This window comes from Stenotrophomonas mori, from assembly GCF_023556335.1.
Classification (GTDB): Bacteria; Pseudomonadota; Gammaproteobacteria; order Xanthomonadales; family Xanthomonadaceae; genus Stenotrophomonas; species Stenotrophomonas mori.
The window spans coordinates 1,517,173-1,533,281 of sequence record NZ_JAIKTS010000001.1; the positions used below are offsets into that span (position 1 = coordinate 1,517,173).

Consider the following 16,109-nt stretch of genomic DNA (forward strand, 5'->3'; position numbering starts at 1 on the left):
GCCCTAGTGTGGCCCCAGGCCACCCGCAGCGGCAAACCCCGCCCCCCGCGGGCCGCCGGCCCCAAAAAAAACGCGCCGCAGGAGCGGCGCGTTTTCTGTATCTCGCTTCATCCTTCGCGACAGGGCGGTTACTTGACCGACCAGTACACGTCGTAGGTGCCGTCGGTGGTGAACGCCTTCTCGACGCCCCCCTCCCACGACTCGTACGGACGGTCGACCACTTCATGGCCGGCCGTGGTCGCCCAGGCACGCAGGGCATTGCGGGCCACGTCCAGACCCGCCATGTGGCCGGTGTAGGAGGCGAACGCCGAACGATGTTCCTTGGTGTGCACGTAGGTGACCGGGTTGCCCGACGGGATCTTGACGTCGAGCTCGCCGTTGGCCGCGGCGACTGCAGGGGCCTCGGCCTTGTCGTCCTTGTCGGCGTCGCCGTCCTTCTTGTCGCCCGCCGCGGCGCCGCTCTTCTTGCGGACCGGCTGGGCCACGTCGAAGGCATACTTCTCGGCGCCGAAGTCGGTGGTCACGATGCGCACCGGACCGGCCGCTTCCAGACCGTTGGCATCCATCGCACGCTTGATCCACTCCTGGTTGTCCTGGATCGACTTGCGGATGCTCTCGTTGCTGCGGTCGATGTTGCCGGCGTTGACCACCAGCAGGTCCTCGGCCGGGACGTCGACGAGCTTGAGGTCGGTCAACGGCGCTTCGGCGGCACGGTAGTCCACGTTCGGCACCGTCGCCAGCATGTTGGCCATCCGCGACAGGCCCATCTTCATGTCGTCGCCGATGTGGCGGCTGACATACAGGCCCGCATAGCGGCCGAACAGGTCGAAGCCGTAGTCGACCGAGTACTCCTGGGTGATCTTGACGTTGCGGTCGTTCTTGCCGGTCGGTTCCAGGGTGAAGGTCGTGACCTTGTCACGCCCCTTGCTCTGGTCCTCGATCGCGATCACCACGCGCTTGTTCTCTTCGCTGTCGGTGATCTCCCAGCTGCCCTTGCCCAGCGCGCCGTCGGTGGAGGCGTAGTCCATGCGGGCGCCCTTGCCGGCGTCCGGGCCGCTGTACTTCAGCTCGATGCCCTTGTCACGCAGCACCAGCGGGTTCCAGTCCTTGAACCGACGCAGGCTGTTGACCGTGTCGTACACGATCGTCATCTTGCGGTTGGTTTCAATGCTTTCGGAAATATGGCGCTCGCCGGGCAGGCAGACGCCGATGACGACGAACAGGCCAGCCACGATCCCCAAGGCGATCAGGAACTCGATAATACGGGTCATTCAGGAGTCTCCGGGGCCGATCCCACGGCCGGGTTGATTGAAGCGAAGCCCCCATCCTATCAGGCTTTTCGCAGGTTGTTGACGGATTTGGCGCACCGGTTTCCGTGACCGATACGGGCATGCTGGCTGAAGCGCTTCAAGCGTAGCGCATCACCTCCACAACCATGTGCGATGCCGTGCGATTGCCCTGCCAGGAACGGGCCGGGACGGGAAATATTGTCGCTTCACTTGCCGCCTCCGCACCAGACACTGATTGGTTTCAATGGAAATGAGACCCGGGCGCCGTTCGTCCCCCGGGAGGTCCGCAATGCCCGGGCAGCGCGGGCGCGGTTGCGCCTGCCAGGCCCGCCCGGAACCGGACGGCCGCGGCCGCGTCCAGCACTGCGTGCGGCCGGCGGATGCCTGGCGTGCCACGGTGTGCCGGGCACCGGCAGCGCACCGCTCATACCAGCTGCAACTCGAAGGCCTTGAGCACCGCCCGGGTGCGGTCGCGCACGCCGAGCTTGCTCAGGATGTTGGAGACGTGGTTCTTGATGGTGCCCTCGGCCACGCCCAGCGAATTGGCGATCTCCTTGTTGGAGAACCCGGAGGCCATCAGCCGCAGGATCTCGGTCTCGCGGTCGGTCAGCGGATCCGGCCGGTCCAGGCTGACGAACTCGTTGCGCATGTGCTCCAGCCCGGACAGCAGCCGCTGGGTCACCGCCGGCTGCACCAGCGAGCCGCCGTCGGCCACGGTGCGGATCGCCCCGACCAGCTGCTCCAGGGTCACATCCTTGAGCAGGTAGCCCTTGGCGCCGGCCTTGAGTCCGGCCAGCACCAATTGGTCGTCGTCGAAGGTGGTCAGGATGATGGCCGGGGGCAGCTGGCCCAGCCGCGACAGGGTCTGCAGCGCCTCCAGGCCGGACATCACCGGCATGCGCATGTCCATCAGCACCACGTCCGGCGCCACCTCCGGGATCATCTCCACCGCCTGGCGGCCATCGGTGGCCTCGGCCACCACCTCGATGCCATCGTCGAGCGCCAACAGCGAGCGGATCCCCTGCCGCACCAGGGTTTGGTCGTCGACCAGACAGACGCGGATCATCACTCCTCTCCTTGCAGCCCGGAGGCCAGCATCATATCGGTTGCCACCGGCAGCGAGACGCGAAGACGGAAGCCGCCGCCGCGCGAGGTCGCCACCTCCAGGTCGCCGCCGTGCTGCGCCAGCCGCTCGCGCATGCCACGCAGGCCATTGCCGGGCAGGATGGCATCCTGGTCGCTGCCGACGCCATCATCGCGGGCATCGATGACGATCCGGTCCTGCGCCCGCTCGACCCGGATCCACAGGTTGCGCGCGCCGGCATGGCGCACCGCGTTGGTGATGATCTCCTGCGTGCAGCGCAGCAGCACATGGGCGCGCTCCGGGTCCTCCACGCTGAGCGGGTCGTCCATGTCCAGGTGGATGTCCAGCGCCGGCACCCGTTCGGCCAACGGGCGCATCGCCGCGGCCAGGTCGATCGCCCCGCTCTCGCGCAGCTGGCTGACCGCCTCGCGCACGTCGGTGAGCAGCAGCTTGGCCAGGGTGTGCGCCTGGCGCACATGCTCCTGCGCCTGGCCCTCGGTGATGTGCCCGGCCACTTCCAGGTTGAGGCTGAGCGCGGTCAGGTGGTGGCCGAGCAGGTCGTGCAGTTCGCGGGAAATGCGGGTGCGCTCGTTGACCCGCGCGCTCTCGGCCAGCAGCAGCCGGGTCGCCCGCAGCTCGGCATTGAGCCGGCGCTGCTCCTCGCGGGCCTGGGTCTGCTGCCGTGCCACCAGGCTGGTCACGAAGATGAACATGGAGAAGCCCGCATACAGCAGCGACTGCAGCAACGCCTCGAACAGCGGCAGGCCCATGATCAGGTTGTAGACCGGCAGCACCGCCAGCTGGCTCAGCACCAGCCAGACGATGCCGACCCGCTTGCTCAGCAGCCACGGGATCACGCCCGCGGCGACCATCAGCAGGATGCTCCCCAGCCCGGTGACGCTCAGGTAGCTCACCGCCAGGCCCGACAGCGTCAGCACCAGCAGCGCCAGCCGGTCGTACCAGTTGGTGTGGCCGCCGGCGTTCAGCCCGCGCGTCAGCCAGAAGTAGCAGCCGCCGAAGGAAAGGTAGGCCGCCAGCAGCCAGGTCGCCTCGCCCAGGCTCGGCGGCGGCTCGCCCTCGGCCGGCGCGTACTGGGTATAGAGCAACGGCAGGCTGACCAGGCCCCAGGTAAACAGGCCGGCCAGCCGCAGGACTCGGGTATGGCTGAGATATCCCAACATGCGGGCATGGTAAGGAGCGCGGTGCCTTCCCGGCCCCCGACGGAAGTCATGCCTGGCTGCCGCTCGCCGGCTCCCGGCAGGCCATGCGATAATCGCCGGCCAGCCCCTTTACCCGCTCGGGGCCGACCGTTTCACCCCACGGAGTCACAATGTCGATTGTCATCCGCGACGTGCGCGAGCACGAGCTCGATTCCGTCCTGGCACTGAACAACAACGCTGGCCTGGCCATCCTGCCGCTGGATGCCGCCAAGATCCGCCGGTTCTACGAGACCGCCGAGTACTTCCGCATCGCCGAACGCGACGGCAACATGGCCGGCTTCCTGGTGGGCTACGGCAGCGACAGCGAGCACGACAGCTGCAATTTCGCCTGGTTCCAGCAGCGCTACCCGAGCTTCTTCTACATCGACCGCATCGTGGTCGCCAGCCGCCGCCGCGGCGGCGGTGTCGGCCGCGCGTTCTATGCCGATGCCCAGAGCTACGCGGAACTGCGCTACCCGCAGATGGCCTGCGAGGTGTTCCTCGACCATGGCGCCGATGCCGCGCTGCTGTTCCATGGCAGCTTCGGCTTCCGCGAGGTCGGGCAGAACACCATGCCCGAGGTCGACGTGCGCGCCAGCATGCTGCTCAAGGACCTGTGCAGCTACGGCTGGGTGAAGGAAACCTATGGCGAGAACCTGCCCGACGTTCCTTGGGTGGGCCACACACGGCGGCCGCTCGCAGCGCGGCCGACGGGAACCTGAATACATGTCAGCAAATCCGGATTACGAACAGGCGGGCGAACTCAAGATCGGGCAGGTGGGCATCGCCAACCTGCGCGTGCGCACCCTCGATGTGCAGCGGCTGGTGCAGGAGATGCGCGAGCGCGTGGCGCGCGCGCCCAAGCTGTTCGGGCGCGCCGCGGTCATCCTCGACTTCGGCGGCCTGAGCCGCCCGCCCGATACCGCGACCGCGCAGGCACTGCTCGACGGACTGCGTGCGGCCGGCGTGCTGCCGGTGGCCCTGGCCTACGGCACCAGCGAGATCGAGCAGCTGTCCGTCCAGCTCGGGCTGCCGCTGCTGGCCAAGTTCCGCGCGCAGTACGAACGCGCCGACGGCGCCCCGGCCCCCGCCGCGCCGCGCCCGGCGCCGGCGCCCGCGCCGGTCCCGCCACCGCCGCCCGCACCCGTGGCGCAGCCCGGCCGCATGCAGCTGGGCGCGGTCCGTTCCGGCCAGCAGCTGTATGCCGACAACCGCGACCTGACCGTGCTGGCCACGGTCGGCGCCGGCGCCGAGGTGATCGCCGACGGCAGCATCCACATCTACGGCACCCTGCGCGGCCGCGCCCTGGCCGGCGCCCAGGGCAATACCGGCGCACGCATCTTCTGCCGCGACTTCCATGCTGAACTGGTCGCGATTGCAGGACGTTACAAGGTACTGGACGATATCCCGGACACCCTGCGCGGCAAGGCCGTGCAGGTCTGGCTGGAACAGGACCAGATCATGATCGCTGCGCTGGATTGACGCAGCCCACCCCGAATCATTCAGGAGAAATCCTTTGGCTGAAATCATCGTAGTCACCTCCGGCAAGGGCGGCGTGGGCAAGACCACCTCCAGCGCCAGCATCGCCTGCGGCCTCGCGCGCCGCGGCAAGAAGGTCGCGGTCATCGACTTCGACGTCGGCCTGCGCAACCTCGACCTGATCATGGGCTGCGAGCGCCGGGTGGTGTACGACTTCGTCAACGTCGTCCACGGCGAGGCCACGCTGAAGCAGGCCCTGATCAAGGACAAGCGCTTCGACAACCTGTTCGTGCTCGCCGCCTCGCAGACCCGCGACAAGGATGCGCTGAACAAGGACGGCGTGGAGAAGGTGCTCAAGGACCTGGCCGCCGACGGCTTCGACTTCGTCATCTGCGACTCCCCGGCCGGCATCGAGAAGGGCGCCTTCCTGGCGATGTACTTCGCCGACCGCGCCGTGGTCGTGGTGAACCCGGAAGTGTCCTCGGTGCGCGACTCGGACCGCATCATCGGCCTGCTCGATTCCAAGACCGCCAACGCCGAGCTCGGCAAGGACGTGCCCGCCTTCCTGCTGCTGACCCGCTACAGCCCCCCGCGCGTGGAAAGCGGCGAGATGCTCAGCATCGGCGACGTCGAGGAAGTGCTGGGGCTGAAGGCCATCGGCGTGATCCCCGAATCCGGCGACGTGCTCAACGCCTCCAACAAGGGCGAGCCCGTGATCCTGGACACCGAGTCGGTGGCCGGCCAGGCCTATGAGGACGCGGTCGGCCGCATCCTTGGCGAGGAGCGCCCGATGCGCTTCACTTCCGTGGAGAAGAAGGGCTTCTTCAGCAAGCTGTTCGGAGGCTGACGATGGGAATATTCGACCTGTTCAAGGCCAAGAAAAGCACCGCCGAGACCGCCAAGAACCGCCTGCAGATCATCATCGCGCAGGAACGCAGCACCCGGGGCGGCCCCGACTACCTGCCGCTGCTGCAGCGCGAACTGCTCGACGTGATCAAGAAGTACGTCAACATCGACGCCGATGCGGTCAAGGTCGACCTGGTCAAGGACGGCGAGCACGACGTGCTCGACATTTCCGTGGCCCTGCCCGAAGGGCCGCAGGGCTGATCCTGCCCCGGGGCTCCGGCCCCGGCAGCCTGTCGACCGCGATGTCCCTGTCCTCCCCACCCGCACCCGGCGCCGCCATCCTGTGCCTGGGCGACATCGCCTGGGAGGAGGCCGCTGCCCTGCTGGCACGCCACGGCCTGCGCCTGAACCGGGTCGCGGACGGGCAGCCGATCCCCGGCAGCTACTGGGGCGAACCGGAGGCCGGGATCATCGCCAGCGACGTCTACGCGCGCGCCGACACCCCCGTGCACTCGATGCTGCACGAAGCCTGCCACCTGATCGTGCTGCCGCCCGAGCGCCGTGCGCAGGTGCATACCGACGCCACCGACTCGGTGCCCGAGGAAGACGCCACCTGCTACCTGCAGATCGTGCTGGCCGCGCAGCTTCCCGGCGTCGGCAGCACGCGCTTGATGGCCGACATGGACGCCTGGGGCTATACCTACCGGCTGGGGTCCACCCGGGCCTGGTTCGAGCAGGATGCGGAAGACGCGAAGCAATGGCTGACCGAGCGCGGCCTGCTCGAGGCGTAAAGCCGCAAGCGCGGTATGACCCCGGCGCGTGGCGACGCGCCAGACATCCTCGGCGCCTTCAGGCCCGCTTGGCGCGGTTCGAGCAGAATGCGGAAGACGCGAAGCAATGGCTGACCGAGCGCGGCCTGCCCGCCCAGCCCCGCCAGTAGCGCAGAGCCCTGCCCCGCTGGGGGCCTTGCCGGGCAAAGCCGCCGGGCACGGCCCGGCGCTACAGACCACCCTCTCCTCCTGTAGAGCGGGGCCCTGCCCCGCTGGGGCCTTGCCGGGGAAAGCCGCCGGGCATGGCCCGGCGCTACAGCCCCCCTCTCCCCTCGTAGAGCGGGGCCCTGCCCCGCTGGGGCCTTGCCGGGGAAAGCCGCCGGGCATGGCCCGGCGCTACAGACCACCCTTCCTCTCGTAGAGCGGGGCCCTGCCCCGCTGGGGCCTTGCCAGGGAAAGCCGCCGGGCGTGGCCCGACGCTACGGACCACCCTTCCTCTCGTAGAGCGGGCCCCTGTCCCGCTGGGGCCTTGCCGGGGAAAGCCGCCGGGCACGGCCCGGCGCTACAGCCCCCCTCTCCTCTCGTAGAGCGGGGCCCTGCCCCGCTGGGGCCTTGCCGGGGAACGCCCACCGGGAGTCGACCAGCGCCCCGTCAGCAAGGCGGTGGGCCGCGCCATGCACGGTCTGCCGCCGTCATGGCAGCGAAGCACCCATGTCCAGGATGACCCGGGTTCCCCGTCCGGTGCCCGAGTGGATGTCCAGCTTCCAGCCCAGGTGCTCGCACAGGCGCCCGATCAGCTCCAGGCCGATCCCGGTGCGCATGCCGCGCTCGCCGCGCGCGATCCTGGCATAGGCCGCGGCGACCTCCTCCGGACTCATGCCATCGCCCGGGTCGTCGATCGTCACCACCGCGCGCGCCGACAGCGTTACCCGGATCACGCCCCGCGCACTGTTCTCCAGCGCGTTGCGCAGCAGGTTGCCCACTGCCGACTGCACCACCCCCACCGGGGCCAGGATCGTGCAGGCCGCCGTCTCCTCCAGGCGGACCGTCAGCTCCTTGCCCACGGCCAGGTAGGCATGGTCGTCCACGATCTCCGGCAGCAGCTCGTCCAGTGCCAGCGGCTCGGCCCGCAGCGCCAGCCGCGCCGGGTCGCGTGCCAGTACCAGCATCAGCTGGATCAGCTGCTCCACGCCGGCGGTGGTGCCGCGCACCCGCTGCAGTTGCTGGCGCGCCCGCGGCGGCAGGTCCGGCTGCTCCAGCGCCAGCTCCACGGCCCCGGAGATCACCGCCATCGGCGTGCGCAGTTCGTGGCTGGCGGTACTGATGAAGGCCCGCTCGCGTTCGACGAAGCGCGCGTTGCGCTCCAGGTAGTCGTTGAGGGAATCGGCGATCACCTCCAGCTCGCTGCTGGCGCGGGCGGCCACCTGCAGGCGCTGGTCGCTGCGCCCGGGCTTGAGCCCGGCGATGTCCTTGATCAGGGTCGCCAGCGGGTTCACCAGCTGTCCCACGCCGATCCACACCATGGCCAGCGTGACCACCACCATGACCGCGCCGACCAGCATCGCCCAGCGCGTGATGAAGCGCTCCAGCGCCGCGAAATCGGTGATGTCCAGCACCAGCGCGACGCGCCCGAAGTCGGGGGTCTGGCGCACCATCACCGCACTCCGGCGGCCGCCCAGGCGGATGCCGTCGTGCAGCCCCGGCTCCAGCGCCACCAGTGCCGCGGGCACCTCGCGCGCCTCGCGTTCGCCGAAGAAGTGCAGGGTGTCCGAATCCTGCCAGCGGTAATCCGGGTCCTCGCGCTTGCTGGCCAGCACGCTGTCCAGTTCCGAATCCAGCAGCGCGCGCCAGACCGAGTGCTCGGCATGTTCGTGCACGTAGTTGGCGGCGCTGAACAGCACCACCGTCAGCAGGGCCAGGTAGCTGGCCAGCCAGCCCAGCAGCTTGCGCCGCAGCGGCCGCCGTTTCATTCCCCGTCCGCCGTGGCGCGCAGGCCCAGCCGGTAGCCCACCCGCGGCAGGGTATGCAGCAGTTTTTCCGCGAAGGGACCATCGACGCTGCGGCGCAGCTCGTAGATATGCGAGCGCAGCATGTCGCCGTCCGGCGGTTCATCGCCCCACAGCGCGTACTCCAGCTGGTCGCGCGGCACCGCCGCCGGGCTGGCGCGCATCAGCACTTCCAGCAGCTTGCGGCAGGCCGGGTACAGGTGCAGCGGACGCCCGGCGCGCTGGGCCTCCAGCGTCGCCAGGTCCAGGCGCAGGTCGTGCACCTCCAGCGCACGGCGCAGGTTGCGCCCGTGGGTGCGCGCCAGCACCGCCTCCAGCCGCACCTCCAGCTCCGGCAGCGCGAAGGGCTTGCTCAGGTAGTCGTCGGCGCCGGCGCGGAAACCGGCGATCTTGTCGGGCAGCTCGTCGCGCGCGGTGAGCATGATCACCGGCACCTCCGAACGGTATTCCTCGCGCAGCCGCCGCAGCACCTCCGGCCCTTCCAGCCGCGGCAGCATCCAGTCCAGCAGGATCGCGTCGTAGGGCTGGGTGCCGGCCAGGTGCAGGCCGGTGACGCCGTCCGGCGCGGCGTCGAGCACATGCCCGCGTGCCTCGAAGTAGTCGAAGAGGTTGGCGATCAGGTTGCGATTGTCTTCGATGACCAGCAGCCGCATGCGCGAGGACCAGGACACGTCCCGGGGCCGGGAGTTCGCGCACATCGTAGCTGTATCGCGGTCGGAGCGATGTCGGAACAGGCGACAATGCCACCACGACACCCTTCCAACAGGCGGCGGGCGATGATCCGCTGCCCACCGTTCCCAAGCGAGCCCCGCGTGCGTCCATCCCGCCTCCACGCCATCGCCTCCCGGTTCCTGCTGCCGGCCCTGATCGTGGCCAGCCTGCTGGCCGGGCTGGGCCTGCGCCAGCCCTCTCCCCCGGACGAGCCGCGGTTCGTGCTGGCCGCCCGGCAGATGGTGGAGACCGGGCAGTGGCTGCTGCCGCACCGCGGCAGCGAGCTGTACGCCGAGAAGCCGCCGACCTTCATGTGGATCCAGGCGGCCACCTACAGGCTGCTCGGCGACTGGGAGATCGCCTTCCTGCTGCCCTCGCTGCTCGCCGCGCTGCTGACGCTGTGGCTGGTCTGGGACCTGGCGCGGCGGCTGTGGAACCGGCGCGTGGCGCGCTATGCGGTGCTGGGCCTGTTCGTCTGCATCCAGTTCGGGTTGATGGCCAAGCGCGCACAGATCGACATGGTGCTGGTGGGCATGACCACGCTGTCGCTGTGGGCGCTGTTGCGGCACCTGCTGCTGGGACCGGACTGGAAGCTGCTGGCGCTGGGCGCGTTCGCCGCCGGCGTCGGCACCGTGACCAAGGGCGTGGGCTTTCTGCCGCTGCTGGCACTGCTGCCCTGGGCGGCCTGGCGCTGGCGGCACCCGGACACCCGCGGCGCGGGGCGTGGCTGGGGCTGGTGGCTGGTCCTGCCGCTGTTCGTCGCCGGCACGCTGGTGTGGCTGGCACCGCTGGGCATCGCCCTGCTGCGCCAGTCCGATCCGGCCCTGCAGTCCTACGCGCAGGAGCTGCTGTTCAAGCAGACCGGTACCCGCTACGCCAACGCCTGGCACCACCACCAACCGTTCTGGTACTACCTGGAGGTGATCGCCGCCCAATGGCTGCCGGGCAGCCTGCTGCTGCCCTGGCTGCTGCCGGCCTGGTGGCGCCGCCTGCGCCGCGGCGACCCGCGCTACGTGGTGCTGCTGGGCTGGGCCCTGCTGGTCCTGCTGTTCTTCAGTGCCAGCCCGGGCAAGCGCGAGGTCTACATCCTGCCGATGCTGCCGGCCCTGGCGGTCGCGGCCGCGCCACTGCTGCCCGGCCTGCTGCGGCGCACCGGCGTGCGCCGGGCACTGCTGGCCTACGTGCTGGTGCTGGCCGCGGTGGCCCTCATGGCCGGGGTCGGCGCCCTCCATGGCGATGGCTGGGCGCAGCGCTACGCACTCAAGCGCGCCATCGACCTGGCGGTGGTGCCGCGCATCGGCGGCTGGCTGCTCGGCTTCGCACTGGCCGCCGGGCTGCTGGCCGCGCTGCTGCGGCAGCGGCGGGCGGGCCTGGCCGTGGTCTCCACGACCGCCCTGTTGTGGATGATGTACGGCTTGGGCGCGATGCCCGCGCTGGACCCCTACAGCTCGTCCTCGCAGGTGATGGAGCGTACCCGCCGGCACATCGGCGCGGACGCCGAACTGGGCATGATCGGCTGGCGCGAGCAGAACCTGCTGCAGACCCGCCCCCAGGCCACCGACTTCGGCTTCAAGCGGCCACTGGACGCGCAATGGCGGCTGGCCGCGCACTGGGTGGCCGCGGACCCGGCACGGCGCTGGTTGTTCGTGCTCGACGACGCGATGAGCGCGTGCGTCGATCCGGCCCGGGTGGTCGACATCGGCAGCGCCAACCGCAACCACTGGCGGCTGCTGCCCGGCACCGCGCTGGACACCGCCTGCGTGGCGGCCGGCCAGGGCCACCTGCCGGCCGCGGTGGCGGCGCCCAACGACGACTGAACCGGCCACGCGGTTAACGGCTTTCCCACGCCCCTCCCACCGCTCTCCGACAAACCGGAAACGACCATGCCGCCATTCCCAGCCGATGGCGTACCGCTTCCGTGTCAGCCACCTCCCCGACCTGTCTTCTCCAGACGCCGCGCGCCTGCCGCGCCGTCGTCCGCCGTCGTTTCCTCCGCCGCCACCTGCTGACGCCCCTGCTGCTGGCCCTGTTGGCCGGCACGCTGCTGATGGCCGGCAACGGCGACCAGTGGCTGGCCGACCTGCTCTACCGCGGCCAGGGCGGACGCTGGGCGCTGAAGGACGCCTGGTGGACCAGCCAGCTGATCCACCGCGGCGGCAAGAACCTGAGCGTGCTGGCGTCGCTGCTGGTGCTGCTGGCGCTGCTGCGGGCCTGCCTGGATCCCCGTTGGCGCGCGCTGCGCGCGCCGCTGCTGTACCTGCTGCTGGCGGTGGGCCTGGCCACCGGCGGCGTGGCACTGCTCAAGCCGTTGACCGGCTTGGACTGCCCCTGGGACCTGCAGCGCTACGGCGGCGGGCGCCCGTTCGTCGGGCTGTTCCAGCCGCGCCCGGCCACGCTCGGCGCCGCGGCCTGTTTTCCCGCCGGGCATGCCAGTGCCGGCTACGCCTGGGTGGCGCTGTACTTCTTCGCCCTGCAGGCAAGGCCACGCTGGCGCGGCCGGGCGCTCGGCGTCGCGCTCGCCACCGGCCTGGTGTTCGGCATCGCCCAGCAGCTGCGCGGTGCGCATTTCCTGTCCCATGACGTCGCCACGCTGGCCCTGTGCTGGAGTACGGCAGTGCTGCTCTACCTGCCGCTGGTGGTACCGGCGCCGGCCGTGGCCCCCACGATGGAGGAGCCGGCATGACCATCGCCGCTTCCTCCCTGCCGCCCCCCGCGGACCGCATCGCCCGCCTGCGCCACTGGCGCCCGACGGTCTCCACCGAAACGCTGATCCTGGCCGCCAGCGCGTTCTTCGCCCTGGCCAGCAACGGATCGTTCTGGCGCAGCGCAATGGCCGGCCATCCCGGCGACCCCGCGTTCGCCCTGGCCCTGTTCGCCCTGCTGGTGGGCGTGCACGCGCTGCTGTTCGGCCTGCTGCTGTGGCGCTGGAACGCCAAGCCGCTGCTGACCGTGCTGCTGGTCGCGACCGCGCTGGCCAGCCACTACATGGACAGCTTCAACGTCTACCTGGACGCGGACATGCTGCGCAACGTCCTGGCCACCGATCGCAAGGAGTCGCGCGAACTGCTGACCCCGGCCCTGCTGGCGCCGCTGCTGTTCCAGGCGCTCATCCCGGCCGCGCTGCTGTGGCGCCTGCGGCTGCGGCCTGCGCGCCGCGGCCGCGCCCTGCTGCGGCGCCTGCTGCTGCTGGCCGGCGTGGCCGCGGCAACCGGCATCGCCACCCTGGGCGCGTTCCAGGACCTCTCCGCGCTGATGCGCAACCACCGCGAGGTCCGCTACCTGGCCACGCCGGTGAACTACCTGGTGGCCCTGAAGCAGAACCTGGCCGGCGCCCACCCGATCAAGCGTGCCCCGAAACAGCCGCTGGGCACCGACGCCCGCACCACGCCGCGCGCCGCCGGCAGCCGCCCGCGGCTGCTGGTGCTGGTGATCGGCGAGACCGTGCGTGCGCAGAACTGGGGCCTGAACGGCTACGAGCGGCAAACCACGCCGGAACTGGCGCAGGCCGACGTGATCAACTTCCCCGACATGCACGCCTGCGGTACCAGCACCGAGGTCTCGCTGCCGTGCATGTTCTCCCCCTACGGCCGCCACGACTACGACGAAACCAGGATCCGCTCGCACCAGTCGCTGCTGCATGTGCTCGAGCATGCGGGCATCGCCACCCTGTGGCGCGACAACCAGTCCGGCTGCAAGGGCGTCTGCGACGGCCTGGAGATCCAGCGCCTGGGCGACGCCGCCCGGCCCGGCCTGTGCGCCGACGGCCGCTGCATGGACGAGATCCTGCTCGACGACCTGGCCGCCCAGGTCCGCGCCAGGCCGGGCGACCGCGTCGTCGTCCTGCACCAGTTGGGCAACCATGGCCCGAGCTACTTCCAGCGCTACCCCGCGCAGTTCCGCCAGTTCGCGCCCACCTGCGACACCCCCGACCTGGGCAAGTGCAGCCGCGCGCAGATCGTCAACAGCTACGACAACGCGGTCCGCTACACCGACCATTTCCTGGCCCGGACCATCGCCACCCTGCGCGGCCTCGATGACTACGACACCGCCCTGATCTACCTGTCCGACCACGGCGAATCGCTGGGCGAGAAGGGCCTGTACCTGCACGGGATGCCCTACGCGATCGCCCCTGCGGAACAGACCCGGGTACCGATGACGATGTGGTTCTCGCCCGGTTTCGCGGCCGCACGCGGACTGGACCTGGCCTGCCTGCGGGCCCGCGCGCGGCAGCGCAGCGACCATGACAACCTGTTCCCGTCCGTGCTCGGGCTGATGCAGGTCGGCACCGGGGTCTACCAGCGCGAGCGCGACCTGTTCGCCGGCTGCGGCAGCTGAACGGGGCCTCCGCCGGTGGCCGCCGACCTTGGCCACTTGCCGGCGCCGCCGCCGCCCTCTAGCCTTCCGCCGGTCCATCACCACCGGGGAATCGCGTGAAACACCGTCATCTGCTGCTGGCCCTCGCCGTGAGCGCCAGCCTGCTGTCGCTGACCGCCTGCCAGAAGGACGCCGCCACCGGCGACGCCGCCTCGGCCGCGCGCGCGGAAAGCGCCGACCAGTTCGTCGCCCGGGTCAACGCCGAGTACAAGGCCATGTACCCGGAAATGACCTCGGCGCAGTGGCTGTCGTCCACCTACATCAACGACGATTCCGCGCGCGTCGCGGCCAAGGCCAACGAGCGCTGGCTGACCACCCTCAACGGCTGGATCGAACAGGCCGGCCATTACGAAGGCCAGCCCATGAGCGAGGACACCCGGCGTGCCCTGCACCTGCTCAAGCTGATGACCGCCATGCCGGCCCCGCGCGACCCGGCCAAGCTGTCCGAACTGGCCGCCATCGCCACCCGGCTGGAGGGCGACTACGGCGCCGGCACCTACTGCACCGGCGAAGGCGCATCGCAGAACTGCCGCCAGCTCGGCGAGCTGGAGCAGGTGCTGGCGCGCTCGCACGATTACGCCAAGCAGCTCGATGCCTGGCAGGGCTGGCATGCCACCGCCGTGGCCTCGCGCCAGCCCTACCAGCGCTTCGTGGAACTGGTCAACGAAGGCGCCCGCGAACTCGGCTACAGCGATGCCGGGCAGATGTGGCGCAGCGGCTACGACATGCCCGCCGAACAGGTCGGGCCGGAAACCGACCGCCTGTGGGAGCAGGTCAAGCCGCTGTACGAGCAGTTGCACTGCTACGCCCGCGCCAGGCTCGACGAGACCTACGGCAAGGACAAGGCCGAGGTGGACGGCGGCCTGATCGCCGCGCACCTGACCGGCAACATGTGGCAGCAGGACTGGAGCAACCTGTGGGACCAGCTGCAGCCCTACCCCGGTGCCGGCAGCCTGGACATCACCGCCGCGCTGGAGAAGCAGCACCAGGGCAACCTGAGCACGGCCCTGCGCAAGCTCGACGGCAACGCCGACGTCGCTGCCCGCTTCCGCGCCCAGCGCGAGGCCGAGCTGGCCACCGCCCGGCAGATGACCGAGCGCGCCCAGGACTTCTACGTGTCCCTGGGCATGCCGACGCTGCCGGACAGCTACTGGCAGAACACCCAGTTCATCAAGCCGCTGGACCGCAACGTGGTCTGCCATGCCAGCGCCTGGGACATGAACATGGGCGGCGACGGCAAGGACACCGGCCCGGACGTGCGCACCAAGATGTGCATCACCCCCACCGAAGAGAACTTCACCACCATCTACCACGAGCTGGGCCACATCTATTACGACCTGGCCTACAACCCGCTGCCGCCGCTGTTCCAGGGCGGTGCCAACGACGGCTTCCACGAAGCCATCGGCGACACCATCGTGCTGGCGATGACCCCGCAATACCTGAATTCCATCGGCCTGGTCGACAAGCCGCAGGAAAGCCGCGAGGCCACCATCAATGCACAGATGCGCATGGCGTTGAGCGGCGTGTCGTTCCTGCCGTTCGGGCTGATGATCGACCGCTGGCGCTGGGGCGTGTTCGACGGCTCGATCACGCCCGACCAGTACAACCAGAAGTGGTGGGAGCTGAAGGCGCAGTACCAGGGCGTGGCCCCGGCCAGCGCGCGCGGCGAAGAGTACTTCGACGCCGGCGCCAAGTACCACGTGCCGGGCAACACCCCGTACCTGCGCTACTTCCTGGCGCGCATCCTGCAGTACCAGTTCTACAAGGGCCTGTGCGATGCCGCCGGTCATACCGGCCCGCTCAACCAGTGCACCTTCTACGGCAACAAGGACGCCGGCCAGAAGTACTGGGCCATGCTCGGCAAGGGCGCCAGCCAGCCGTGGCAGGCCACCCTCAAGGAGCTGACCGGCACCGAGGAGCTCGATGCCGCTCCGATGCTGGACTACTTCGCCCCGCTGCAGGAATGGCTCAAGCAGCAGAACGAAGGCCGGACCTGCGGCTGGCAGGCCGGTACCGCCACTACGGCGCAGCCGACGGCACCGTAAGGCCCGGCACGACCGGGGAGACGGAGGGCGCCCGAGGGCGCCCTTCGCTTTTCCTGCTTCCTGCACGCACCGCGGGTCGAGCCGGGGATGCGGGTGGTGTCTCGCAAAAACCCTTGGCCGGTTGCCCGCCCCGGCCCTCTCCCGGCGATGCGCAGGCCGGCCCGCGGCGCCACGGCCAGCCTCCCCGGCCGCCGGCCCCGGACCCGGTTTCGACCGGGGCGGAGCGCGCCGCCTGACGGAGGCGATGCCGGAAGCGGGAGCGGCTTCGTGCCAGCGCCCTGCCCGGCACGACCCCCGCGCCCAGCG

General features: G+C 70.1%; 14 protein-coding genes. 9 read left to right on the forward strand and 5 right to left on the reverse strand.

The window, feature by feature from the left end:
• Nucleotides 1–128: 128 nt before the first annotated feature.
• From K5L01_RS06855 to K5L01_RS06865, 3 genes are all read right to left on the reverse strand, one after another.
• The gene (locus K5L01_RS06855) at nucleotides 129–1,271 is read right to left on the reverse strand and encodes a polyketide cyclase (RefSeq protein ID WP_250063122.1); all 1,143 of its coding nucleotides are present in this window, start codon (nucleotides 1,269–1,271) and stop codon (nucleotides 129–131) included.
• 442 nt (nucleotides 1,272–1,713) lie between these two features.
• Entirely contained in the window at nucleotides 1,714–2,355 is a 642-nt protein-coding gene (locus K5L01_RS06860) for a response regulator (RefSeq protein ID WP_250063124.1), read from the reverse strand.
• Entirely contained in the window at nucleotides 2,355–3,554 is a 1,200-nt protein-coding gene (locus tag K5L01_RS06865) for a sensor histidine kinase (RefSeq protein WP_250063126.1), read from the reverse strand. The genes K5L01_RS06860 and K5L01_RS06865 overlap by 1 nt, the downstream gene beginning before the upstream one ends.
• Before the next feature lie 149 nt (nucleotides 3,555–3,703).
• On the opposite strand from K5L01_RS06865, the gene K5L01_RS06870 reads away from it, so the two are divergent.
• The 5 genes from K5L01_RS06870 to K5L01_RS06890 are packed head-to-tail and all read left to right on the forward strand — an operon-like array spanning nucleotide 3,704 to nucleotide 6,688.
• Nucleotides 3,704–4,294: a GNAT family N-acetyltransferase gene (locus tag K5L01_RS06870; protein ID WP_250063128.1), complete on the forward strand. Its 591-nt coding sequence runs from the start codon at nucleotides 3,704–3,706 to the stop codon at nucleotides 4,292–4,294.
• A gap of 4 nt (nucleotides 4,295–4,298) precedes the next feature.
• On the forward strand, nucleotides 4,299–5,054 hold the full coding sequence (minC, locus tag K5L01_RS06875; RefSeq protein WP_250063130.1) for a septum site-determining protein MinC: 756 nt from the start codon (nucleotides 4,299–4,301) through the stop codon (nucleotides 5,052–5,054).
• A 34-nt stretch (nucleotides 5,055–5,088) separates the two neighbouring features.
• On the forward strand, nucleotides 5,089–5,898 hold the full coding sequence (gene minD / locus K5L01_RS06880) for a septum site-determining protein MinD (RefSeq protein WP_250063132.1): 810 nt from the start codon (nucleotides 5,089–5,091) through the stop codon (nucleotides 5,896–5,898).
• 2 nt (nucleotides 5,899–5,900) lie between these two features.
• The gene (gene minE / locus K5L01_RS06885) at nucleotides 5,901–6,158 is read left to right on the forward strand and encodes a cell division topological specificity factor MinE (protein WP_250063134.1); all 258 of its coding nucleotides are present in this window, start codon (nucleotides 5,901–5,903) and stop codon (nucleotides 6,156–6,158) included.
• 41 nt (nucleotides 6,159–6,199) lie between these two features.
• Entirely contained in the window at nucleotides 6,200–6,688 is a 489-nt protein-coding gene (locus tag K5L01_RS06890) for a hypothetical protein (protein ID WP_250063136.1), read from the forward strand.
• A 671-nt stretch (nucleotides 6,689–7,359) separates the two neighbouring features.
• Here the strand turns inward: K5L01_RS06890 and K5L01_RS06895 are convergent.
• Nucleotides 7,360–8,637: a sensor histidine kinase gene (locus tag K5L01_RS06895; RefSeq protein WP_250063138.1), complete on the reverse strand. Its 1,278-nt coding sequence runs from the start codon at nucleotides 8,635–8,637 to the stop codon at nucleotides 7,360–7,362.
• A complete protein-coding gene (locus tag K5L01_RS06900) occupies nucleotides 8,634–9,326 on the reverse strand; it encodes a response regulator transcription factor (protein WP_250063518.1) in 693 nt (230 codons plus the stop codon). Before K5L01_RS06900 ends, K5L01_RS06895 begins: the two co-directional genes overlap by 4 nt.
• A gap of 123 nt (nucleotides 9,327–9,449) precedes the next feature.
• On the opposite strand from K5L01_RS06900, the gene K5L01_RS06905 reads away from it, so the two are divergent.
• The 4 genes from K5L01_RS06905 (at nucleotide 9,450) to K5L01_RS06920 (ending at nucleotide 15,803) form a co-directional block, all read left to right on the forward strand.
• Nucleotides 9,450–11,201 (forward strand): ArnT family glycosyltransferase, encoded by a 1,752-nt coding sequence (locus K5L01_RS06905; RefSeq protein WP_425603842.1) that lies wholly within the window; start codon nucleotides 9,450–9,452, stop codon nucleotides 11,199–11,201.
• Between the two features lie 101 nt (nucleotides 11,202–11,302).
• Nucleotides 11,303–12,067 (forward strand): phosphatase PAP2 family protein, encoded by a 765-nt coding sequence (locus K5L01_RS06910; protein WP_250063142.1) that lies wholly within the window; start codon nucleotides 11,303–11,305, stop codon nucleotides 12,065–12,067.
• The gene (locus K5L01_RS06915) at nucleotides 12,064–13,719 is read left to right on the forward strand and encodes a phosphoethanolamine transferase (protein ID WP_250063144.1); all 1,656 of its coding nucleotides are present in this window, start codon (nucleotides 12,064–12,066) and stop codon (nucleotides 13,717–13,719) included. The genes K5L01_RS06910 and K5L01_RS06915 overlap by 4 nt, the downstream gene beginning before the upstream one ends.
• Before the next feature lie 95 nt (nucleotides 13,720–13,814).
• Nucleotides 13,815–15,803, forward strand: a complete 1,989-nt coding sequence (locus K5L01_RS06920) for a M2 family metallopeptidase (protein WP_250063146.1) — start codon at nucleotides 13,815–13,817, stop codon at nucleotides 15,801–15,803.
• The last annotated feature ends 306 nt before the right edge of the window (nucleotides 15,804–16,109 follow it).